The organism is Streptomyces sp. NPDC006384 (assembly GCF_042870695.1).
In the GTDB taxonomy this organism is placed as follows: Bacteria; Actinomycetota; Actinomycetes; order Streptomycetales; family Streptomycetaceae; genus Streptomyces.
On sequence record NZ_JBIAHR010000012.1, the window covers coordinates 1 to 22179 of the forward strand.

At 68.7% G+C, this 22179-nt stretch carries 14 protein-coding genes; 7 read left to right on the forward strand and 7 right to left on the reverse strand.

Annotated features, from left to right (window positions below; translation table 11 throughout):
* Nucleotides 1-364: 364 nt before the first annotated feature.
* Both ACFYOJ_RS17965 and ACFYOJ_RS17970 read left to right on the forward strand, forming a co-directional pair.
* Entirely contained in the window at nt 365-673 is a 309-nt protein-coding gene (locus ACFYOJ_RS17965) for a transposase (protein WP_356557277.1), read from the forward strand.
* The gene (locus ACFYOJ_RS17970) at nt 655-1167 is read left to right on the forward strand and encodes an IS5 family transposase (RefSeq protein WP_356557278.1); all 513 of its coding nucleotides are present in this window, start codon (nt 655-657) and stop codon (nt 1165-1167) included. Before ACFYOJ_RS17965 ends, ACFYOJ_RS17970 begins: the two co-directional genes overlap by 19 nt.
* Here the strand turns inward: ACFYOJ_RS17970 and ACFYOJ_RS17975 are convergent.
* From ACFYOJ_RS17975 to ACFYOJ_RS17995, 5 genes are all read right to left on the reverse strand, one after another.
* On the reverse strand, nt 1106-1624 hold the full coding sequence (locus ACFYOJ_RS17975) for a hypothetical protein (RefSeq protein WP_388597251.1): 519 nt from the start codon (nt 1622-1624) through the stop codon (nt 1106-1108). The genes ACFYOJ_RS17970 and ACFYOJ_RS17975 overlap by 62 nt on opposite strands.
* Nucleotides 1625-1830: 206 nt before the next feature.
* The gene (locus tag ACFYOJ_RS17980; protein WP_356557279.1) at nt 1831-2196 is read right to left on the reverse strand and encodes a hypothetical protein; all 366 of its coding nucleotides are present in this window, start codon (nt 2194-2196) and stop codon (nt 1831-1833) included.
* Nucleotides 2186-9160, reverse strand: coding sequence for a polymorphic toxin-type HINT domain-containing protein (locus tag ACFYOJ_RS17985; protein WP_356557280.1), 6975 nt, complete (start codon nt 9158-9160; stop codon nt 2186-2188). The genes ACFYOJ_RS17980 and ACFYOJ_RS17985 overlap by 11 nt, the downstream gene beginning before the upstream one ends.
* A gap of 127 nt (nt 9161-9287) precedes the next feature.
* A complete protein-coding gene (locus ACFYOJ_RS17990; protein ID WP_388597254.1) occupies nt 9288-12944 on the reverse strand; it encodes a LamG domain-containing protein in 3657 nt (1218 codons plus the stop codon).
* Between the two features lie 330 nt (nt 12945-13274).
* Nucleotides 13275-14276 carry a DJ-1/PfpI family protein gene (locus ACFYOJ_RS17995; protein WP_356557346.1) on the reverse strand — a complete coding sequence of 334 codons (1002 nt, stop codon included), beginning with the start codon at nt 14274-14276 and terminating at the stop codon, nt 13275-13277.
* Between the two features lie 145 nt (nt 14277-14421).
* Between ACFYOJ_RS17995 and ACFYOJ_RS18000 the strand changes: the two genes are divergently transcribed.
* From ACFYOJ_RS18000 to ACFYOJ_RS18010, 3 genes are all read left to right on the forward strand, one after another.
* Entirely contained in the window at nt 14422-15012 is a 591-nt protein-coding gene (locus ACFYOJ_RS18000; protein WP_356557281.1) for an isochorismatase family protein, read from the forward strand.
* A gap of 96 nt (nt 15013-15108) precedes the next feature.
* A complete protein-coding gene (locus ACFYOJ_RS18005) occupies nt 15109-15495 on the forward strand; it encodes a type II toxin-antitoxin system RelE/ParE family toxin (protein ID WP_356557282.1) in 387 nt (128 codons plus the stop codon).
* Complete coding sequence (locus tag ACFYOJ_RS18010) at nt 15492-15806, forward strand: helix-turn-helix transcriptional regulator (protein ID WP_356557283.1); 315 nt, start codon at nt 15492-15494, stop codon at nt 15804-15806. Before ACFYOJ_RS18005 ends, ACFYOJ_RS18010 begins: the two co-directional genes overlap by 4 nt.
* A 110-nt stretch (nt 15807-15916) precedes the next feature.
* Here ACFYOJ_RS18010 and ACFYOJ_RS18015 read toward each other — a convergent pair whose 3' ends face one another.
* Nucleotides 15917-16135 (reverse strand): type II toxin-antitoxin system HicB family antitoxin, encoded by a 219-nt coding sequence (locus ACFYOJ_RS18015; protein WP_356557284.1) that lies wholly within the window; start codon nt 16133-16135, stop codon nt 15917-15919.
* Nucleotides 16136-16294: 159 nt separating this feature from the next.
* Here ACFYOJ_RS18015 and ACFYOJ_RS18020 point away from each other — a divergent pair, with 159 nt between their 5' ends.
* Nucleotides 16295-17932 carry a hypothetical protein gene (locus tag ACFYOJ_RS18020; protein ID WP_356557285.1) on the forward strand — a complete coding sequence of 546 codons (1638 nt, stop codon included), beginning with the start codon at nt 16295-16297 and terminating at the stop codon, nt 17930-17932.
* Here the strand turns inward: ACFYOJ_RS18020 and ACFYOJ_RS18025 are convergent.
* The gene (locus ACFYOJ_RS18025) at nt 17886-20126 is read right to left on the reverse strand and encodes a bifunctional glycosyltransferase 87/phosphatase PAP2 family protein (RefSeq protein WP_356557286.1); all 2241 of its coding nucleotides are present in this window, start codon (nt 20124-20126) and stop codon (nt 17886-17888) included. The genes ACFYOJ_RS18020 and ACFYOJ_RS18025 overlap by 47 nt on opposite strands.
* A gap of 495 nt (nt 20127-20621) precedes the next feature.
* Between ACFYOJ_RS18025 and proP the strand changes: the two genes are divergently transcribed.
* A complete protein-coding gene (gene proP / locus ACFYOJ_RS18030; protein ID WP_356557287.1) occupies nt 20622-22019 on the forward strand; it encodes a glycine betaine/L-proline transporter ProP in 1398 nt (465 codons plus the stop codon).
* Nucleotides 22020-22179: the final 160 nt, after the last annotated feature.

The following is a 22179-nucleotide window of genomic DNA, read 5'->3' on the forward strand; positions in this document are numbered from 1 at the left end:
CCGTCACTCTCCGCTCCATCATCGCCGTAGCGGCCGCCAGCACAGTGAGCGGGCTGTGACTTCTCATGCCTCAACCTCAGCGGCATGGTCGTTAACTGGCCGTTCTCTATCCGTTCGTGTGCTCGGTCTGGTTCGAACGGGATGCTGGATCGGGTGAGTCGGCTGGTGTCAGGGCATGAAGAGAAGGGCCTCTTGGTAGCTCGCGGTTGTCGAGTCCAGCGAGGAGCAAGAGGCCCTGTTGTCGAAGTGTTGCGTGGTCACGGTTGCCGGGTCCAGTCCGTCCACTCCTGGGTGTGACTGTCTCGCCCACAGGTTCGGGAACGCGGCCGACCGGCCGGAGCGCCGGCCCCGGTATGGCTCGGACATGAGCGATGCCGAGTGGGCGTCGGTGCGGGATCTGCTGCCGGTGCCGGGATGGCTGGCGGGCCGGGGCGGCCGTCCGGAGGGCTACTGCCACCGGCAGATGATCGACGCGGTGCGCTACCTCGTCGACAACGGCATCAAGTGGCGGGCGATGCCGTCCGACTTCCCGCCCTGGTCACGGGTGTATGCCTTCTTCGCCCGCTGGCGGAATGCGGGGCTGGTGGCCGAGCTGCATGACCGGCTGCGCGAGGCCGTCCGCCGGGCCGAGGGCCGGAGCCGAGCGCAGCCGTCGTGGACTCGCAGTCGGTGAAGGCGGACGCCACGGTCACTCTCACTTCACGGGGATACGACGCGGGGAAAAAGATCAACGGGCGCAAGCGCCACCTGCTCACCGACACCCTCGGGCTCCTGCTGGCCGTGGCTGTCACGCCGGCCTCCACGACCGACCGGGACGCCGCCCGCGTCCTGCTGCCAGCAGCGAAGAATCATTTCCGGCGGCTGGCGCGGGTCTGGGCCGACGGCGGTTACACCGGCCACCTCACCGACTGGACCACTCAGCACCTCGGAATTGACCTGGACATCGTCCACCGCAGCGACGGCGTCCAGGGTTTCCAGGTGCTGCCTCGCCGCTGGGTCGTCGAGAGATCCTTCGCCTGGCTCCTGCGCAGCCGGCGCCTGGTCCGGGACTACGAGCGGCGCACCGACACCAGCGAGGCCGTCGTCCTGTGGTCGATGACCATGCTCATGAGCCGCCGTCTGGCCGCCCAGCGCCGGCAGTGTCCTGCTCCGGGGCGGGCAGCGTGAACCTGCCCGGTTTCTCCTCGACCAGCCAGCCGCGTTCCACCAGCCGTTTCAGCCGGGCTCTTGCTCCCTCGACGCGGGAAGCGGACGCGCTGTCCCAGCCCAGCACCACCGCTGCCCGCCTGGCACCCAGTCCGTCGGCTCCCGCCTCCAGGGCGGCGGCCATCAACGCCTGGTAGTCCACCGGCAACACCTCGTCTCCGGCCGCGTCCTGGCGGTGAGGCACCGCCCGGCGCGGACCCACCGGCTTTCTCTGCGACATCCCCTCGGCAACCACGGCGGGTGCATCCTCCTCGGCCAGCGCCTCCAGATACTGCTCCAGGCCGATCACCCGATGCCGGAGCACCTCTTCTGCCTCCGCCAGAGCCGACCGCACCCGCTCCAGCTCGGCTTCGAGTTCCTCCACCCGCACCGCCGCGGCCTTCCGCCGCGACTCCAGAACCGCCCGCATCGACGGCATCCGCCACACCCCCACGGCATCTCGGTCAACGGACCGAGACTCCCGCGGCAACCGCCACCTCATGCCTGACCAGCAGAAACCACACATGAGGTTCGGAAAGAGAACGACCTCTAATGAGGCGACCAACTCGACAACCCTGCCGTCAAAAATGACAGGCCCAGAGTCGAGAAATCCTCATTCTAACGAATGTGCGTCATGCGCACCCGTCAACGCCCCAGGTACAACATGGGGTCCACTAGGCGGAATCTGGGAGACACAACGACCCTGAGCTCACACTTGAATCCAGGAACGTTCACTTCCACAACGATCCCGCGCTCCCCCTCACGCGAGTACAGGAGAATTCGATCCACCTGTTCGCGGTAGATTTCGATATCGCACTTGCCCATCGACTCTCTGGTCAAGCGTACAGACCTTGCTCCGATGTCGAAGCTCAGTGCCACAAGCTCGCCAGCATCGCCCACCGGAGCCTCGACCCGCCACACATCAGGGTCATATTCCGTAGGCTCGGGGGCCGAGCCAAGAACTTCGATGAAATCCAAATCCTCTGGAATCTCCATGATGTCACTTGCCATAGCCCCTCCCTCCAATGGGGATCATTGTAGTGAGTCGCACTCCATTGTCGGTCACTTCGAAGTTGGCGCGAATCAGGAGAGCGCCACGCGGCCCATACAAGAGTGACTCCGTTCGCATGTTCGTGAGTCCAGACTTCGGATTCACGTAAGTCTCCACGACCCCACTCCTCATCGCCTCATTGAAGTGCCCGGTCAGAACTTCGCGCCCCGCAGCGTTGTCGCGGATTCCGATCGATTCCAGCTGATAGGCGTTCTGAGCTGACCTTTCCGCGTTGTGCGGATTGGAGTTAACGCGCCCGAAGAAGTAATCCCACTTGCCGTCATCGATGGTTACGCCGCAGTTGCTGTTGTGAACGAGGACTGGCGTCTGCCCCGCCAGCACATAGTACGTGTGAAGGTCATCGACCGTGAGATTGTAGGTGCGAGCATGTTGGGTGTAGGGCCGGTTTGCGGTGACGATAACTGTGTCGCCGGCATCAGTCAGCAGCATCATCCCCGGCATGAGGAATGAAGCTTCTACCCAATCTCCCTCGGAAGGAGACCAGAATGGGTGCTCATAAGTGGCCGTGAGCTTCTCGACGCCGTCATCGGTCGCGATAGCCAGTTCGTTGAAGTGTTTATCATCCTCAGTGATGATCAGTTTGGTCACTTCACGGGGGCCGATTTCTCCGGTGCGAGGGTCCGCGGCATGGACCGTATCGCCGACCTTGATGTCCTCGATGTCTTTGGTGGTGCCGTCCGCCATGAGGACGTCGGTTCCGGCCAAGAAGCACTTTGTGCAATCGGCGGCCGCATCTATGGCATCATCGGTCTTCTTCAGTTTCGCGAGCTTCAGAAGCTTGAGAGCCTTAGCTACGGGGAGGTCGGTTGCAGCCCAGCCACAGTGGGAATTGAAACCCGGGTCATCCGCACATGCCTTCCATTCGTCGACGTCCGGCAGTACGACACTCTTGATCATCTGCAGGAAAGCCGGCGGCTCGGGAACGGGGCCCGTATTAGGCATCTTACTTAGTGCATGCCGGTCGGCGGATGGCCCATATCCTGTAATACCAACGCTGTAGCAGCCCCCACACCGGTAATCAGCAGATGCTGAGATTCCGGTTGAAACGCTGCCAGTACTGTCGGCTGATGCGGTCCCGCTCCCGCATTTGCCCTTATGGCAGGAGCCGAGGTGAGGATTGTTCGGGTCGATCGGGCCGTCCGTGATGATTCCGCTGGACCCCCCTACCACGTTTCCCTTCGGGGTGCCGACGCCGCATACGTCTGCACGGCACAGGCCGGTGGGATCACTATTGGTCGCAGGGTTGTTACCGGCGTAGGAGTAGCCGTTGAGGGACTGAGGATCAGAGGGAATCAGAACGGGGTCGACGCTGATGAACTGCCCGAGGGTGGGGTCGTATTCGCGGGCTCCGATGTGGGTGAGACCGGTAGTGGTGTCGCGGGTTTTGCCGAGGAAGCCCTTGTCGTCGGGCCAGGGGCCGTGCAGGGGTTTGCCGCGGTCCTCACCGAAGGGGGTGGTGTAGCGCTTGGTGAAGGTCAGGGTGCTGTCGCGGTTAATCGCCAAGCTCGAGGTGCCGTGGTGGTCGCTGATGAGGTAGGTGACCTTGGCGGTACCGGTCTGGTTGGAGCGCATGGCGGCGGTGATGCCGTCGGCGGTGTAGTAGCGCTGGGCCCAGGTGGTGCCGTCGGCGCGGAGGTGGAGTTCGGTGGCACCGGCGTAGAGGACGCGTTCGCCGTTCTTGGTGGCGCGGATGAGGAGGGTGCCGTCTGCGCCGTAGAGGTAGTCGGTGTTCTGGTCGTTCTCGGTGAGGCGGGTGAGCTTGCCTTCCTCCGACCAGGTCAGGTTCTGCGTGGCAGCACTGCCGGGGCGCTTGGTCGTGTTGCCGGTGGTGTCGTAGGTGTAGGTGCGCTCGGGGGCGGTGCAGTCACTCTTGGTAGTGGTGCCGGTCAGGGTGTGGGGCTGGGCGGTGTTCGTGTAGCAGTAGGTGGTCTTGGTGGTGGCGCTGCGAGTGTGCTCGGTCTCCGTGGTGCGCTGGCCGGCGGCATTGTAGGTGTAGCTGGTCCAGTACGGGGCGGGGCCCGAGAGCGCGGTGGCGCTGGGGGTGTCGGTGCACTTCTGGGAGGCGGGGGTCCAGGTTTCGGTCAGGCGCTGGTGGGCGTCGTAGGTGAAGCACTGGGTGTCGGCGCTGCTGGTGCCGCCGAGGGTGGTGGGGTCGCTGATGGAGGTGACGTTGCCGGTCTGGTCGTAGCTGTAGCGGAGGTCCTGCAGCTGATAGGGGTGGATCTGGTCCTGGGTGTAGCTGCGGGTGAGGCGACCGGTGCCCTGTTCGAAGGTGTTGGCGACGAACACGCTGCTCGTGCCGGTGCCCAGGGTCAGCATCTGGGGTTCGGTCAGGGCCGAGTAGTCGATGTCGGTGAGGTAGGCGCCGATGGAGGTGAGGTTGCCGAGTTTGTCGTGTTCGTAGTCGATGAGCTCGGCGGGCAGGCCGCCGAGGGCCGGCTCACCGGTCAGTTGCACCGCGCCGGGAATGTTGTAGCCCGTCTGGAACTCGAGCGTGGCGGGCTGGCCTGCCCTGACGAACGGGTCGCTGGCAGGCAGGCGCAGTTCGGTCTTGGTGGGGCGGCCCATGGTGTCGTGGGCGGTGACGGCCTGGGTGTACGCGGCGCCGGACTTGCCTCCGATGTAGCGGGTGGAGGAGGTCAGCTGCCCCTTGAGGAGAGTGTCGTAGGTGTAGCCGGTGAGCTGGTTGACGTCGGTTTTCGATCCTGCCCAGGTCGCGGTGGGGCGGCCGAGGTCGTCGTAGTCGTTCAGGACCGACTTGCCGCGGGAGTCCGTGGTCTTGATGGCCTGGTCGAGTGCGTTGTACTCGGTGGTCGTCCTGCCCGTGTCGGGGTCGTTCGCGCTGGTCTGACGGCCGAACAGGTCGTAGGCGTAGGACCAGGTGGCACCATCCGGGCCGGTGATCGTCTTCTGCCGGCCGTTGAGGGTGTAGGTGAACTTCGTGGAGGTGTAGGAGGTGGCGGGGCTGGTGCCGTAGTCGGCGTCGGCGGGGGTGACTCCGGCGTAGTCGCGGGTCTCGATGGTCCGGCCGCGGACGTCGGTGATGGTGCGCTGGGCGGAGCCGCCCTGCAGGGCGGTGGTGGCGGTGGAGTCACCGGTGTAGCTGGTGGTGGTGGCCCATTTCTTGACGCCGCCCACGTACAGGGTGCTGGTGGTCGGGCGGCCGGCGCCGTCGTAGACGGTTTCCGTCTGCGTGGGGGCTTCGCCGTATTCGGCGCGAGTGTAGGTGCTGTTGGGGGTGCTGGTGGTGTCGAAGATGTCCGCGAAGGTCTCGTAGGCCAGGCCGCGGGTGTCGTAGTGGGTGTCGGTCAGCAACCGCCCGCCCTCAGGGGTGGGGGTCTGGCTCTGCAGGGGCCGCAGAAGGGCGTCGTAGAGCGCGTAGCTGGTGTTGTAGGTGGTGTTGTCGTTGGTCAGGGTCGAGGTCGACACCCAGGACGGCTTGGTGTTGTCGAGGTGGTAGGCGAACTTCACGCTGGGCGCCTGGTTGGCCGGGTCCCGGTTGGGGAGCCATACCTGGGTGAGGCGGCCGAGCGCGTCGTAGGTCTGCTCGGTCTTTTTGCGGTTGATGTCGAGGCTGCGGTACTCGAGTCCTCGGCGGGCGTCGAGGGAGCTGACCGAGTACCAGCCCTTGGGGTCGGTGGTGATGGTCCTGGTGAGGGGGCCCGCGGCGGCTGGGGTGTAGGTGGTGGAGGTGGTGCGGCCTGCCGTGTCGGTGACGGCCAGGGGGCGTCCGAGGGTGTCGTAGGTGGTGGTGGCGACGGTCTGCCAGCCGGAGGGCAGGCGCTTTCCGTCGCCGGCAGGGGTGGTGGTGTAGCCGGTGGCGCGGCCGGTCCAGGTGACCTGGCCCTTGGTGGGCTTCTGCGTGGCGAGCCAGGTGGTGGCACCGGCCGTGTCGTAGACGGCCGCGTTGTCGGCCAGGACGTCCCCGGGTGTGGCGCTGGTGGCGGGCAGGTTGAGGCCGGCGTCGGTGACCGAGCACTGCTTGGCGACGGTGCGGGTGCGGGAGACGAGGCTGGTGATGCCGGCGTCGGGGTTGCGGGCGTACCAGGTGAGGGTGCAGGTCTCGTCACCGCTCACGCCGTTCTGTCCGAGGTCGTCGGCGGCGTACACCATGCCGAGGTCGTCGTACTTGCTGGCGGTGACGTGGGTGCGCCAGCTTTTGGAGGCGGTGAGGTAGGTGCTGGTGTAGCTCGAGGAGTTGCGGACCCACAGAGCAACGTGTCCGGCGGCGTCCGGCACTGTCTGGGTGGCGGTGTTCTTGTAGGAGTAGTTATGGAAGACACTGCTGACGGGCTGGCTGCCGTCGTAGGTGACCTGCTGACGCAGCACTCCCTTGTAGCGGTCGCTGTCGTACGGGGCGGAGAAGTCGACGTCCGTGTCGAGCAGCGGCGGGACGGTCACCGTCTTGGTGGTGGTGCCGTCTTTCGTCTTGTCACCGTGCATGCCCTGCATGTAGAGGGAGACGGTCTTGGAGCGGGTGCCACCGGTTTTGCCGGTGTAGGCGGTGACCTGGCGGTAGCCGCGCCAGTCGGACCAGGTCCGCTCGTCCTTCGGGATGAAGGGGTCGTCGTTGAAGTGCCAGGCGGCGCCGCTGTAGGAGTAGGCGTACTCGACGGCGGGGTTGGTGGCGGCCACGTCGTGGGCGCCGACGGCGGTGACGCGGTATTTGTGGAACCAGTCGATGGCCGCGTTCTCGGCGCCGTTGATGTGCCAGTACTGCGGATAGCAGGAGCGGGTGTTGGTGTCCGGTGCTGCGCCCAGGACTTCGCTGCGCACGCATTCCGGTGACGACAGGGTGACCTCGGTGATCGCGCCGGTCTCCGAGGTGACGGTGGAGATGCGGGGCCGGGTGAGGGGCAGGATGTCGTCGGTGGCGTCGACCCGGTTGGGCCGCATCTGGTAGGTGAACGTGACCGGGGCGAGGGTGATGCTCGTGGCGGCGGCCTTGGCGGTCCGCTTGATCGACTTCAGGGCGAGGACTTGGTCGGAGCTGTCACCGATGTCCCCGCCGTCCAGGTACTCCTCGGTCAGCGCCCAGGAGTCGACCGGGTCGTAGGCGCCGCTGGTGGCGTTGTAGGAGACGGTGTCGATGCCGGTGAGCCGCTTGCGGGTGAAGAACGAGGGGCCTGCGGCGTTGCATTCGTCGTCGTCCTTGGAGCAGATCGCGTCGAAGGGCACGTCCGGCCAGTTCTCGGCGGTGTCCTTGGTGAGGCTGGAGCAGTCGGCGGCGGTGCAGCGCTCGGCATGGGTGAAGGTGACCTGCGCGTCGGCCTTGTCGGTGAACAGGGCATCCTTGCGCAGCCCGTACTCGATGCGGTCGAGGTAGCCGCCGCGGTCGTAGGCGGTGTCGGCCTTGGTCGCCTTGTTCTTCTTGTAGTAGTTCGATTCCTTGACGTACCAGTAGGTGGAGGCGTTGCCCCGGGTGTCTTCGACGTAGTCGAGGTTCCAGCGCCAGGCCTGGGTGAGGGCGCGGTCGGCGAAGGCGTCACCGGCGGAGTAGCCGGGTTCGCCGGAGTCGTCGCCGAAGACGGGGACGGTCCAGGTGGAGTTGGTTCGCTGGTCGTCGGCACCGGCCAGCTTGTTGAGACCGAAGACGTACTTGGTGCCGTCGCCGGTGACAACGGTCCAGTACTCGCCGTTGTCGTCGCCGTTGTCCGCGCCGGTGGAGCGGGTCACCTTCGAGGCGTCGTCGTCGGCCAGCCGCCAGATGCCGCTGGTGTCGTCCTTGACCAGGCGGGTGGACTTGCCGTTCAGGACGATGCGAGCGTTGTCGTACTTCCAGCACTGGTCGAAGACATCATCGTGACCGTCGTCGTCGCAGGAGCCGTAGGAGCGCTCGATGTAGGACTCAGTGAGGGTGAAGCCCTCGCCGACCGTGGTGGTCTGGTTGTTGGTCGTCGCAGTGCGGCCGTCGACGCTGCCGGAGTCGTAGGACAGCGACAGCGGCGGTACCGGGCCGGCCGCCGCGGGCGGCATCGTGAAGCCGTACGACCAGGTGAAGGCGCCCGAGTTGCCGCCCGCCTCCCAGGACGACGACGCCGACAGCTGGGTCGCCGAGTAGTCGCCGGCGCCCTTGGGGGACTGTCCCGAGCCCGCCGATGCGGCGGTGACCGCCAACACCGTCGCACCCGAGGAGGAGACGCTGCCCGCCTCGCCCATCAGCTGCGTGGACGTGCCGCCCTGTTCCCGGTCCAGGCTGACCTTCGCCGAAACCGTCTGGCCGTCCAGGTCGTTGTCCGTTGCCAGTGGCGTCTGTATACGGCACTCGGCCTTGACAGGCGTGGTCAGCACACAGGCCGGCAGCTGCACCAGACGCAGCCGCTGTGCCCAGCCGCCGCCGACGGTCGAGGCGAAACCGCTGTAGTCGACACGGACGGTGGCTGCGCCGGGCGTATCCGCCGCGGCCGTCAGCAGGACACCTGTGATCCCTGCTTTCTGCGCCGCGCTCTGGTCCAGGACCGTGATCTGCGCCTCGCCTCCCGCTGCGGCGGCCGAGGCGGTGGAACGCGACGTGGAGGGAGCTGCCGGGCTCAGAGTGACGGGGACGCCACCCGGTGCCGCTTTGCGGTCCATGCCAGATGTGAGCGGAACAGTGGCTGTGCCGTGCTTGGGCCAGGCGCTCTTGCGTTCCGCTGTCGCGTGCCGGGCTTGCTCGGCGTTTGCCTTGCGCTCCTTGGCGACCTTGGCCCGCGCCTTTCCCGCACCGGGTCCGTCGAACGCTTTGACCTTGGTCACCTGCGACTCGGGGACCTCGGGCCGGCCCAGACCACCGGGCCGGTCGGCTGCCTGGGCCACCTGTGTCAGGCCTGTGGGCACGATCAGAGCCAGAGCCAGCGACTGCGCCAGCAGTCGACCGGTGCGCCGTCCGCCGCCGCGTCTTGAAGTGCCTATGCCAAAGCTCATCGTCGTTCGCCCCACCCAGAAATGTTCAGGAAAGAAGTCCGGTACGCCGTTCGCGCTCTCGGCGTGTGTGCCGTTTCTGTGTCGGGTCAGGACAGCCGCTCCAGGGCTGTCCTGACCCGTCGCCCCGTCAGCCGCCCACGCTCTCGCCGATCTGTTCCGGGCTGGCCATTGCACCGACCCACATCCGCGCCTCCGTCACCCTCGCAGGCAGGAAGTGCTCCCAAGCGGTCTTGCTGACGCCCTTGCCGACAGCGAAGTCTCCCGTCCCGGTCTTCGCGGTGAAGACCTGCGGATCTCCGTTGCGGTCAATGTTCAGATAGAGGCTGATCGTGCCGGTCGAGGCGTCGAGAACACCGGTCAGCCGCGCCACCGGGCCGATCACGGCTTCCCCTGTGGAAGCCACCGCGCTGAAAGTGCCATCGGCGTTGAGCCGGCCGAAACGCCAGTAACCCGTCGGGGCGGTCACGTAATCCATCACGGTCTCGTCCCACTCGGACTTGTCCGCGCCCCGCTCGAACCAGATACCCCACGCAGAGCCGTCCGCCGCACGTTGGCCCAGGACCTGTCCGGCGTAACCCACGGGCTTCGAGGCAATCTTGTCCCTGTCCACAGCGACCTCTGTGGTGACCGTGAACGACCCGGTCTCGTCCACCAGCGGGCCGGACGCCGTGGCGGCGTCGTCCACGCCGTCGAGCACGATCGCCTCACCGTCCAGCGACGCCCCGCCGGCCAGTGTCAGCATCCGGCCGTAGCCGGAGACCGTGTCCGCGATGGTGTTGCCGTTGCCGCGGTCGGCCGACCAGTCCGCCACCAGCTCCACCGCTGCACGGTTCGGCGAGTTCATCGGTGCCGCCGTGTCGGTGATCTCTTCCGGAGTCAGGGCCCGCTGCCACACCGTGGTTTCGTCGATGGAACCGGCGAAGTAGTCGGTGGGGACATCGGCCCACACCGCACGTCCGATCTGCAGCGTGCCGGTCGTCTCCCACGATGTCCCGGCATCGGTCGTGGCCTGGAGCTTTCCGTTGAGGTAGAGACGCATCTCTTTCTTCTCGGCATCGTGCACGCCCACCACATGGGTCCATACACCGCGTGGTGTGGCCTGAGTTGCGGTGGCCTTGTGCAGGACCCCATCAGCGCCCATTGCGCTCAGGCTCCAGGTGTTGGCTCCGCCGCCCGCGTACGACAGCCCGAACGGGGTGTACTTCTTCGCGAACGGGCTCGGATTCTCAGGCATCTGACCGAGCACCGTCATGGTGCGATTGACACCAGTGTCGACACGAGCCCAGGTGGAGAGCGTGTAGGAACCCCGGGTCTCCACCACCGGTGTGGTGGTGGCCGCGTACCCGGTGCTGCCGTTCAGTGCCAGTCCCTTGTCCATGACCGGTGTCTCCAGAGGGATGCCGCCACTGTCGTGAGTGATCACACCACGCCGGCCGCGGTCATCGCGGACCGCTCCTCCGGCGAGGGTCGCGTCGTCGCGGCCGTCCGTGGTGGCGGTGTCCGCCGCTGTCCCACTGCCCTCACCGAAGGACCACTGGCCGATGGGGCCGTCTCCGGCTGCGACGAGGAAGTCGACCACGGACTGCGCGCCCCAGCCGATGCTGTCCTTGGCCCGTACGTAGACGCGGTGCAGACCGGCCCGTGTGGGAGTGATGACCGCCGTGGCGGTCGCGCCCTTGAGCTCGGCCGACCATGCGGCCTGTGACGACAGCTTGTACTGGTAGGCGACATTGGTGTCTCCAGTCGCGGGCTTGAAGGCGAAGGTGCTCTTCACCCCCGGACCGCCGCGGGCGGCACAGTCGTTGGTCGTGCACTCGGAGTACGGGGAGCCGACGGTGATCTGCGGAGCCTTGGGCCGGGTGGAGTCGATACGGAAGTAGCAGTAGCCGTCGGAGGCTGTGCTGCTCAGATGGCTGGAGCCGCCGTTGTAATACGACCAGGTCCACGCGTGATAGCGATACAGCTTGCCGTCGGCCAGCTTCGACCACTTCAACGACACGGCCCGCCCGTCGGCGACATACCCCGTTGAAGGACTCAGCTCACCGTTGCCAGGGGGGACATCGGCCCAGGTACTTCCGCTCCGCACGTCGATATCGAAGAACACCTGCAACTGAGCGTCCTTCTCGCCACCCGCCTTGGTCTGGGCAGTGGCCTTCAGCGTCGGCTCCGGGTAGGACACGACGGCCGGATCGCCCTCGTTGCGCTCGCACACCGGGGTAGTACTGGTTCCGCCCCCCTGCAGGCCGACGCTTGTGGGTTTGTCGGGCAGGCCGACAAAGTCCACCGCAAGCACCGCGTCGTTCTTGAATCGCTTCCAGGCGGAGGTGTCCGTCTCGTCGTGGGCGCGCAGCTCAAGGGTCAGCCGGGAGAACTTGCCGGCCGCGAAGTCCCGCACGGTCGGTGTGAGGTTCTCATTGGTCTCTTCAGGGTTGTCGTTGAACTCGATCGGTGCATCCGCTGACCCCGGGTCGCACAACGAGCCTCGTCCGGCCGACACATACCGGTCGACCATCCAGTCCAGTTCCTTCGGACGGGACGACCAGGTAGTGGACGAAGAAATGTTGTTGGTGCGGACCAGATCGACCCAGCGGGGATCACACTGGAAGGCCCACGGCTCGGTGACACGGAAGGTGGCATCCAGAACCTGCTTGCCGCTCAGGCTGGACGGGGAGAACTCGAAGTACAGCTTCTGCACGTACCCCGGACCGCAGTAGTAACCGTTCCACGTACCGCACTTGCCCGCGCCCTTGCCCTGGTCGTCGTCGCCGTTGCCCCAGCCGTAGGACTCGTAACCGTCACTGCGCAGCAGCGTGCGCTCCGACTCGCCCCAGGTCACCGTCGGGTCGATGAACACCGGGAACGCGGATTCCTCGGTGGAGGTGAGCATCTCCGTGTCCGGGATGACGGACAGCGAGTCCTTGCCGACCTCGACATCCATCCGGGCCACCGTGTCACCCTGCCCCGGTTCCAGGCCCGACCCTGAGGGTGCCGTCTCTGCCGGATCCAACGGCTCACTCATACCACTGGGCACGGGAGCGTCGGTGGCGACGGTCATCAGCTGAGTCTGGGTGCCGCTCGTGGTGTCCTGGCCGGCGGAGTCCCACATCCGGGCCGGAGGGGCCTTGAAGACCGTGGTTCCGTTGCCGTCGACAGCCGCCAGATTGCCGGCCGTGCCCTTACGGACGGCGAGGTTCTCGGTCTCCAGGCCGAAGGTGAGCTTCCGCAACGCGTCGCTCGTGGCCGCCTCGGGGGACTTCACGACCAGGACGTGCTGGAAACTCTCCGGTGTCGCCGTGACCTGCAGGTCGACGCCCGGCAGCACCTCCGGATACAGGGCACTCGGCCCATCCAGACGCGGCGCGGGCAGCGCGCCCGGCCAGTCCAGCCCCAGTGCACGACCACCGTCCTCGATCCGCGCCAGCGGATCTTCGCCACCGCCGGAGAACGTCATCTGCACGGCAGCTCCCTTGGGACCCACCGTGCCGTCCGCACGCTGCACCAGCGTCGCGTCCGGCTTCTGCCAGCCACCATCCGGCGCCGGAACCCGCACCGGAACCGACGACTCCTCCAGCGTGAACGTGTAGCCGTCGGGGTTGGCGAACACCGTGGTCCGCTCCGTCCGCTCCCCCACGACCTCGACCTGCTGACCGGACTCCTGTGCCTGTTCGAGAGCCTTCTGCCCCTCCGACAATGGTGCTGGAGCCGCCGGCTCTTCGTCAGCCGCGTAGACCATCGGCCCCGGTACCAGAGCAGCGACCATTGCCGCGCACATCACCGCCGTCATGCCTGCGGCGATACGACGACCGCCCTCTCCGTCAGATTTCCCCGCACTGCTTCTCAGCCCGGGCAGCACTCGCCCACCCCGCAACCAGATCCACATCCCCGCCACACCCCACCCACAACGTTCACAAAGGTTGCCGGGAGTAACTAACGCCTCAACAGAACGCCACGTCAACGGGCAGAAAAGCGGACAACAACCCGACAAGTTCCGGAAGGCCATGCAAGAACATGTGAGGAACCCAACGTTTAACGAGGGTTGCACAGAGGGGGGTCTCGTTTCCGCATCTCTTCCGAGACGGCGTGATCAACTCGCTGCGCGCCCAACGCGCCGCCGTCACCGGACCTGTGCCGGGGCCGTCCGGAAGCGGCGCCGGTACTCGGTCGGTGTCGTGTCGAGCCGCCGGCGGAACGCCCTGACCAGAGTGTCGACGGTGCCGAACCCGCAGGCGGAGGCGACGCGCTCCAGCGTGGCGTCCGTGGCCTCGAGCTGCCGGCGGGCCGCCTCGACGCGCGCCGACTCGATGTAGGCGTGCGGGGTCGTGCCGAGCTCGGTCTTGAAGATCCGGGTCAGCTGCCGGTCGCTGACGTGGGCGACCTCGGCGAGGTCCGCGACGGTCAGCGGTTCGGCGAGGTGGCGCATGATGTGGTGGCGCAGGTCCTCGACGCGCCGGGTCGTGGAGACCTGCTCCAGGGGGACGCTGAACTGGCTCTGCCCGCTGGGCCGTTTCAGGTACATCACGAGCTGCCGGGCCACCCGCAGCGCCACCGCCTCGCCGAGGTCGTCGGCGACGAGCGCGAGCGACAGGTCGAGGCAGGCGCTGACCCCGGCGCCGGTCCACACGTCGCCCTCGCGGATGAAGATCGGGTCCGCGTCGACCTCCACCTCCGGGTGATCGGCGGCGAGTTGCCGCGCGGTCGACCAGTGGGTGGTGGCGCGTCTGCCGTCGAGGAGTCCGGCGGCGGCGAGGATGTGCGCTCCGACGCAGACGGAGGTGACCCGCCTGGTCCGTGCGGCGAGTTGCCGCACCCGCTCCACCACGGCGGGGTCGGTGAGCGGGTGCACGCGGCGCTCGTCGTCCATCCGGACGGCGCCGGGCACGATCAGGGTGTCGATCGTCCTCCCGGCCAACTCGTCGAAGGTGGTGTCGGGCAGGACGCGAACTCCCGCGCCGGTGGTGACCGGTTCCGCGGTCTCCGCGGCGAGGACCACGTCGTAGCCGGCCGCCTCGTCCGACTCGCGCCGCGCGAGGGAGAACACCTCCGGCGGCCCGGTGACGTCGAGCAGGTCGACGCCTTCGAAGAGGACGATGACGATCAGTCGTCCGGCGGTGTGCAAGAGGCCCCCAGGGTCGGCGACAGCCCATGTCGGTTTCTGCATGCTAGACGACATTGCCGACACGAGCCGGCGCCCATAGCGTCGTAGCCACAGGTCACCGCTCCGGTGAACTGCCTTCCCGACACACGACTTCAGGTGGTCACCCATGCCCAGCACGACGCTGCGCCGGCTCAACGGCTTCGACGACACCCCCGCGAAGCTCGCCGAGTCCACGCTGATCCTCGTCGACTACCAGAACACCTACACGACCGGCGTCATGGAACTCGACGGCTGGCGGGAGGCGCTCGACGCCGCCTCCGCGCTGCTGGCCCGGGCCCGGCGGGAGGGTGCGAAGGTCATCCACGTCATCAACGACGGCGGCGAGGGCACGCCGTACGACATCCGGGCCGAGATCGGGCAGATCCACCCGAGCGTCGCCCCGGCCGACGGGGAGCCCGTCGTCGTCAAGAAGCTCCCGAACGCCTTCCTCGGCACGGACCTCGACGAGCACGTCGACGCCGCGGGCAACGACGACCTCGTCGTCATCGGCTTCATGACCCACATGTGCGTCGCCTACACCACCCAGGGCGCCTTCCTGCGCGGCAACCGCCCCACGGTCGTCGCCGACGCCTGCGCCACCCGCGCCCTCCCGGTCACGGACACCGAGGTCACCTCCCACCAGCTCCACACCAGCGCCCTCGCCGCCATCGCCGACCTGTACGGCACCGTCGTCCCCTCCCGGACCGCCCTCTCCTGACAACCCACCCCGGCAAGCGGGGAGCACCTCTCACAACCCCAGGGCCGGACAGGCAACCGCTGGCCCATATCACCCGCGCCATATAGCATCTACGTTATGCACAGGGAGCGGTACACGATCGAGATCGAGCCCGAGGTGCGCCTCTGGCTGGAAAACGTTCCCGCCCGCCACTACATCGTCGCCGAGCAGAAGGTCGACCGGCTCGCCGAGAATGCCACCACTCTCGGCGAGCCCTACACCCGGCATCTCGGCGGCAAGGTCCGTGAGCTGCGCTTCGATCTGGACGGCAATGCCCAGCGCATCACCTACTGGATCGCATCCGGCCGCCGTATCGTGCTCCTGACGGTGTTCCGCAAGACCAGGATGCGCGAGACGGCGGAGGTGGAGCGCGCCCACGCCGCCCAGGCCGTCTGTGAGGTCCGTCACGAGGCGGCCACCGAACACGCCCTCTACAGCCGTAACATCAAGGAGGAATTGCGATGAACCACGCCGAGTGGAAGACCCGCCGCCACCGCAAGCTCCTGGGTGAAGCCGTCGAGGACAACCCCGAGTACGACCGCCTCTACGAAGAGGCCGAACTGGCCCACGACCTCGGCCAGATGGTCTATGACCGACGCACCGCTCTTGGCCTGTCCCAGACCGAACTCGCCGAACGCTGCGGCATGAAGCAGCCCCAGATCTCCCGCATCGAAGGCGGCGGCACGGTACCCACCATTCCCCTCCTGCGACGCCTGGCCCGCGCTCTCGACGCCGACCTGGCGATCAATCTCACCCCTCACGACAACGCCGCCTGAACGAACACAGGCGAACGAGGGCCCGCCGGCGCACCGTGTGCCGAGCGGCCCTTCTCGCCTGCGTCCATAGGCCACCGTTGTTCCGGAGAGGCCAGTGGGGACGGTGGGGCTCATGCAGTGCGTCGCACTTCGACGGAGGCGATGATCACGTCGGTGACTTCGGGGGCGGAGGCGTCCTCGAAGTGGAGTTCCAGCGCTTCGCGGAGGTCCTCCAGGGACTCCTCGGTGGTCTCGCCCTGCGAGGTGACCTCGACCTGGAGGCAACGTGCCACGTACCACTCGCCCTCGCGAGTGATCGCGGCGGTCAGGTGCAGTGCGTCAGTGGCCATGCCGCTGGTCCGGCCCGCACCGCCTCTCCCTTCAGCGGCTCTCCTCGTCGTCACGTCCGGTGATCCGGCCCGGGGGCGGGGCAACGTTTCTGTTCGATTTATCGTCTTCGCACGTGTGTCCACACCGGGCACGCCCGAAGCCGAACGGAAACCCCGACCGTGGTCTCTGCCGAACTCACCGTCTCCCGGCCCGCCGAGGAGGCCGACAGACGTCCCGGCGACGCCCGGCCCGCCTTCTGGCACCGGTACCGCGTCCCGCTGCTCGCCACGCTGCCCACCGTGCCCCTGTACGGGGTGTGGTGGGTGTTCCTCGCCACCGGCGGCGGTGACCTGGCCGCGCAGCTGGCGTGGGCGGACTTCGCGGAGCGGCACGGCGGGTCGGCGTACGGGCTGTTCTGGTACGGCGGGACGCACACCGCCAACTACAGCCTGATATCCCCGTATCTGATGGCCTGGCTCGGCGTGCGCACGGTGACCGTAGTGTCCGGGCTGGCCGCGTCCTGGCTGGCGGCCGTGCTGATCACGCGGGCCGGTGTCCGCAGACCGCTGTGGCCCGCGCTGCTGGCCTCGCTCGCGCTGTGGTGCAACGTCGCCTCGGGGCGGACCACCTTCGCCCTCGGTGTCGCCTTCGGGCTGGCGGCCTGTGTGGTCCTGGTCCGGGAGCGCCGGCTCGGTCTCGCCGCCCTCTGCGCCGCGCTCGCCACCGCGGCCTCGCCGGTGGCCGGGCTGTTCCTGGCCGTCGTCGGGGCCGGGTACCTGCTGGTGCGGGAGCGGGGGCGGGCGCTCGTCCTGCTCGTGCCGCCCGCCGCCGTCGTCGGGGCGACCACGTTCTTCTTCCCCTTCACCGGTGAGCAGCCCATGGCGGCGGACCGTATCTGGCCGCCGGTGGTGCTCGGGCTCGCCGTCGCCGTGCTGGCGCCCCGCAGCTGGCGGGTGGCCCGGTGGAGCGGTGCCGTGTACGCGGTCGGGACCGTGCTGACGTATCTGATCCCCTCTCCGGTCGGGACGAACGTCGAGCGCTTCGTCGAGCTGTTCGCGCCCGCCGCGCTGCTCGCCGCCCTGTCCGCCGTGGACCGGACGCGGCGGATCACGAGCGTTCTGCTGGCCGGCGCGCTCGTCTACTCCGTCGGGTGGGTGGGGAAGAAGACCGCCGACGACCTGAAGGTGTCGACCGTGGTGCCCGCCTGGGCGGCCGAGACCGACGGTGTCGTGCGGGCGCTCGAACGGCTCGGCGCCGACCGCACCCGGGTCGAGGTCGTGCCCGCCCGCAACCACCGCGAGGCCACCCTGCTCGCCCCGCACGTCAACATGGCCCGCGGCTGGAACCGGCAGCTGGACGTCGAGCGCGGCCGTCTCTTCTACGACGGGAGCTTCTCCCCCGCCGCCTACCGGGCGTGGCTGGACCGGTGGGCGGTCGGTCTCGTCGCCGTGCCGCTCGGCAGGCCGGACGGACCCGCCGAGGCCGAGGCGGCGCTCGTGCGGGACCCGGCGGAGCGGCCCGCGTGGCTGGAGCCCGTCTGGAAGGACGAGCACTGGCAGGTGTTCCGGGTGCGGGACGCCGTACCGCTCGTCTCCGCCCCGGCCGACGTCGTGACGACCACCGGCACCGAGCTGGTGCTGCGTACGGACCGGCCCGGTCCGGTGACCGTGCGGATCGCCTGGTCGCCGTGGCTGCGCTCCGACCGGGGGTGCCTGGCCCGGGAGGGCGAGTTCACGCGGTTGACCGTTCCGGGGCCGGGCGAGTACCGGATCAGCTCGGAGTACGGTCCTTCTCCGGCGACGACGGACCACTGCTGACCGCGTCGGTGTGACCGGTCCGGTCGGTGCGGCCAGTGCGGTCGGTCCGGTCGTCGCCGTTCCGCCCGGCGGCGGGAATGACGGCACCGGTGGCGGTCCCGGGAACGGTCCGGGGCCGCTCGGTGCCGCCCCCGGCCTCCGCCGCCTCCTCCGCCTCGGCCTTCGCCCCCGGCACCGCTCCCGTCGCCGCCGCCGTGACCGTCCGGGCCCGGGGCCCCTGGAGCAGGTACGTCAGTCCGAAGCCCCCGGCGACCACGGCCGCGCCGCCGACCGCGTCCAGCACCCAGTGGTTGCCGGTCGCGACGATCGCGGAGACGGTGAACAGGGGGTGGAGCAGGCCGAGGGCCTTCATCCACACCCTGGGGGCGAGGATCGCGATCGCCACCCCGCACCACAGCGACCAGCCGAAGTGCAGCGAGGGCATCGCCGCGTACTGGTTGGTGAGGTGGGTGAGCGTGCCGTAGTCCGGCTTGGAGAAGTCCTGCACGCCGTGGACCGTGTCGATGATGCCGAGGCCCGGCATCAGGCGCGGCGGGGCCAGCGGGTACAGCCAGAAGCCGACCAGGGCCAGCAGGGTGGTGAAGCCGAGGGAGGCGCGGGCCCAGCGGTAGTCGACCGGGCGGCGCCAGTACAGGACGCCGAGGACGGCCAGCGGCACGGCGAAGTGGAACGACGTGTAGTAGAAGTCGAAGAAGTTCCGCAGCCAGCCGATCTTGACGACGGCGTGGTTGACGGTGTGCTCGATGTCGATGTGCAGGAAGCGCTCGATGTCGAGGATCTGCCGGCCGTGCGCCTCGGCCCGGGTGCGCCCCGCCGAGTTGCTGCCACCGGTCGCCGCGAGGCGGACCTGGGAGTAGGCGGCGTAGGTGACGCGGATGAGGAGGAGTTCCAGGAGGAGGTTGGGGCGGGTCAGGACCCTGCGCAGGAAGGGCAGGAGGGGGACGTGCCGGAAGCGGGCGGGGACCGGCGGCGCGTAGCTCGTCGGGACCGGCGCGGCGAAGTACGGCGAGGTGCGCGCCAGGAACGGGACGGCGACGGCGGCGGCGATCGCGGCGAGCAGGACGACGTTGTCCCGCAGCGGGTACAGGGCCGCCATGTTCGGCAGCAGCATCTTGGCGGGCAGCGTCATCACCAGGACGACGGCGACCGGCCACACGTACCGGTCGGAGGCGCGCCTGCCGACCCGGCCGACGACCGCGAGCAGCACCCACAGCAGCTGGTGCTGCCAGGTGGTCGGTGACACGGCGACCGCCGCGCAGCCGGTGACGGCGACGGCGAGCAGGAGCTGTCCGTCGCGGGCGTAGCGCACGGCGCGGCGCAGGGCGAGGACCGCGACGGCGGCGCCGAGGACGAGGAAGAGGGCGATCTCCAGGGGGCCGGTCAGGCCGGTGCGGAGCAGGAGGCCGTGCAGGGACTGGTTGGCGAGGTCGTCGGCGGGGCCGCCCAGGCCCACGCCGGCCAGGTGGTGGACCCAGTAGGTGTACGAGTCGTGGGCCATCGCCGCCCAGGCGATCGCCGTGCAGGCGGCGAACGTGGCGCCCGTGGTCACGGCGGCCCGTCCGCGGCCGGTGAACCACAGCAGGGGGACGAACAGCAGCACCGTCGGCTGGAAGGCGGCGGCGACGCCGATGAGCAGTCCGGCGGCGCGTTCGCGGTGTTCCCCGCGTACGGCGAAGCAGCCCAGCAGGACGAGGAGGACCGGGAGGATGCTGGTCTGGCCGAGCCACAGCGCGTTGCGCACCGGCAGGGACAGCATCAGCAGGCTGACGGCGACCGGGGCCGCGAGCAGTGCCGTGCGGCGGCCGACGGGCCGGGGCAGGGCGCGGGCGGCGACCAGGCCGAGGGCCACGACCAGCAGCAGGGAGCCGAAGGTCCAGCCCCAGCCGAGGGCCTGCTCGGCGGCCCTGGTGAACGGTTTGAGGACGAGGCCGACGAAGGGGGTGCCGGTGAACCGCGTGGAGTCGTACAGCGAGCCCTCCACGTGCAGGACGCCCTGCTCGCCGACCCAGGTGTCCAGGTCCGTCAGCCGTTCCCCGCTCGGGGTGGTGAGGACGGTGGCCAGCTGGCGTACGGCGAGGACGGCGGCGACCAGCCACAGTCCCAGCTGCGCCACGCGCAGTCGCGCCCTGGTCGCGTCGCCGGCCGGAGCTCCGAAAGCCTCCGCCGGTCGCCCACTGTGCTCCGCATTCGCCACGCCCCGTCGGCCTCCCGCCCCGCTCGTCCGCGCCCGTGTGCGCGGTGGTGTCCTTGCGAACCCTACGAGGCTCGCACCCCCTCCCGGTGGAGACGCAGGCGCCCCCCGGTCCGCCTGACAGCCGTCCGCCGTCGGCCGGCCCGTCCGGTCCCGGGCCCCGCCTTCGTCCGTATGACGATAGTGGGGCCGTACGGGGGACGGCTTCCGCCCACGTCACAGGGCCTGGTGCCGATCCGGTTCCACTGCCGGGGAGCGATAAGGATCACAGATCGGCGGCGCGCGGCGCGCTCCGTGAGGGAGAGAGGTCCCTGCGTGCACGCCATATTGATGCACTATGCAGCTAAGGGCTTACCGGGCGTAAGGGGCACTTCTCCGCCTATGGTCGCTGCTTCGGTCCGAGGCGTTCTGCCGCGGGCCTCTTCCGGGGCCCGGCGACAGTGCCGCCGTGCGGGTCGCGGTGTCCCTGTTCCCGTCGAAAGGTAGGCGAGCGGAGTTTTGTCGGCTGCCACCGTCGCATCCCATCCGTCCCTCGAGAAGCCGCGCCGGTCCGGCGCGTCACCGTCCGGCAGCGGCGTCACCGCCACCGACCCCGCCCTCGTCAGGCGCGCCGTGAAGGCGGCGGCGCTCGGCAACGCCATGGAGTGGTTCGACTTCGGCGTCTACAGCTACATCGCGGTCACGCTCGGCAAGGTCTTCTTCCCCTCGGGCAACCCGACCGCCCAGCTCCTCTCCACCTTCGGCGCCTTCGCCGCCGCGTTCCTGGTCCGCCCGCTCGGCGGCATGGTCTTCGGCCCGCTCGGCGACCGGGTCGGCCGGCAGAAGGTCCTCGCCCTCACGATGATCATGATGGCGGCGGGCACGTTCGCCATCGGGCTGATCCCCTCGTACGCGACGATCGGCGTGTGGGCGCCGGTGCTGCTGCTGGCGGCCCGGCTGGTGCAGGGCTTCTCGACCGGCGGCGAGTACGCGGGCGCGTCCACCTTCATCGCCGAGTACGCGCCGGACAAGAAGCGCGGGTTCCTCGGGAGCTGGCTGGAGTTCGGCACGCTCGCCGGCTACATCGGCGGCGCGGGCCTGGTGACCCTGATGACGGCGCTGCTGTCCGACGGCGACCTGACCTCCTGGGGCTGGCGCATCCCGTTCCTGATCGCCGGGCCGATGGGCATCGTCGGGCTGTATCTGCGGATGCGGCTGGAGGAGACGCCGGCGTTCGCGGCGGAGGTCGAGAAGGCGGAGGCGGAGCGGCCGAAGGTGCCGCTGCGCGAGATGGTCACCGGGCAGTGGCGGACGCTGCTGCTCTGCGTCGGCCTGGTGCTGGTCTTCAACGTCACCGACTACATGCTGCTGTCGTACATGCCCAGCTACCTGACGAGCGAGCTGGAGTACGACGAGACGCACGGGCTGCTGGTCGTGCTGGCCGTGATGGCGCTGATGATGGTCGTCCAGCCGTTCGCGGGCGCGCTGACCGACCGGGTCGGGCGGCGGCCGGTGATCGCGGCGGGCTGCGCGGGCTTCCTGCTGCTGTCCGTCCCGGCGCTGCTGCTGATCCGCCAGGGCAGCCTGTTCGCCGTGGGTCTCGGCATGGCCGCGCTGGGTCTGCTGCTGGTCTGCTTCACCGCGTCGATGCCGTCCGCGCTGCCGGCGCTGTTCCCGACGCGGGTGCGCTACGGCTCGCTGTCGATCGGCTTCAACGTCTCCGTGTCCCTCTTCGGCGGCACGACGCCGCTGGTGGTGACGGCGCTGATCGGGGCGACGGGCGACATGATGATGCCCGCCTACTACATGATGGCCGCGGCCGTGGTCGGCGGCGTGGCGGTGTGGTTCATGACGGAGTCGGCCGGACGCCCCCTGCCGGGCTCGGCCCCCGCGGTGGAGCGCGCCGAGGCCGCCTGAACCGGCGCGCCTCCTCCTCTCCCTTCTCCTCCTCTCCTGCCTCCTGCCCCGGGCCCGGTACACGTACCGGGCCCGGGGCAGGACACGTCCGCGGGAAGCCCGGAAACCCGCTGACACCCGCCGCCCCCGCGTCTACATTCGTCAGCGCCGCATCCACCGG

What these genes read in the sequence shown, in the direction of transcription:
- ACFYOJ_RS18010 (WP_356557283.1), top strand. Translation starts at nt 15,492, where the DNA reads ATGAACCACGCCGAGTGGAAGACCCGCCGCCACCGCAAGCTCCTGGGT.
- ACFYOJ_RS18005 (WP_356557282.1), top strand. Translation starts at nt 15,109, where the DNA reads ATGCACAGGGAGCGGTACACGATCGAGATCGAGCCCGAGGTGCGCCTC.
- ACFYOJ_RS17985 (WP_356557280.1), bottom strand. Translation starts at nt 9,160, where the DNA reads ATGAGCTTTGGCATAGGCACTTCAAGACGCGGCGGCGGACGGCGCACC.
- ACFYOJ_RS17965 (WP_356557277.1), top strand. Translation starts at nt 365, where the DNA reads ATGAGCGATGCCGAGTGGGCGTCGGTGCGGGATCTGCTGCCGGTGCCG.
- ACFYOJ_RS18015 (WP_356557284.1), bottom strand. Translation starts at nt 16,135, where the DNA reads ATGGCCACTGACGCACTGCACCTGACCGCCGCGATCACTCGCGAGGGC.
- ACFYOJ_RS17990 (WP_388597254.1), bottom strand. Translation starts at nt 12,944, where the DNA reads ATGACGGCGGTGATGTGCGCGGCAATGGTCGCTGCTCTGGTACCGGGG.
- ACFYOJ_RS17975 (WP_388597251.1), bottom strand. Translation starts at nt 1,624, where the DNA reads ATGCCGTCGATGCGGGCGGTTCTGGAGTCGCGGCGGAAGGCCGCGGCG.
- ACFYOJ_RS18000 (WP_356557281.1), top strand. Translation starts at nt 14,422, where the DNA reads ATGCCCAGCACGACGCTGCGCCGGCTCAACGGCTTCGACGACACCCCC.
- ACFYOJ_RS17980 (WP_356557279.1), bottom strand. Translation starts at nt 2,196, where the DNA reads ATGGCAAGTGACATCATGGAGATTCCAGAGGATTTGGATTTCATCGAA.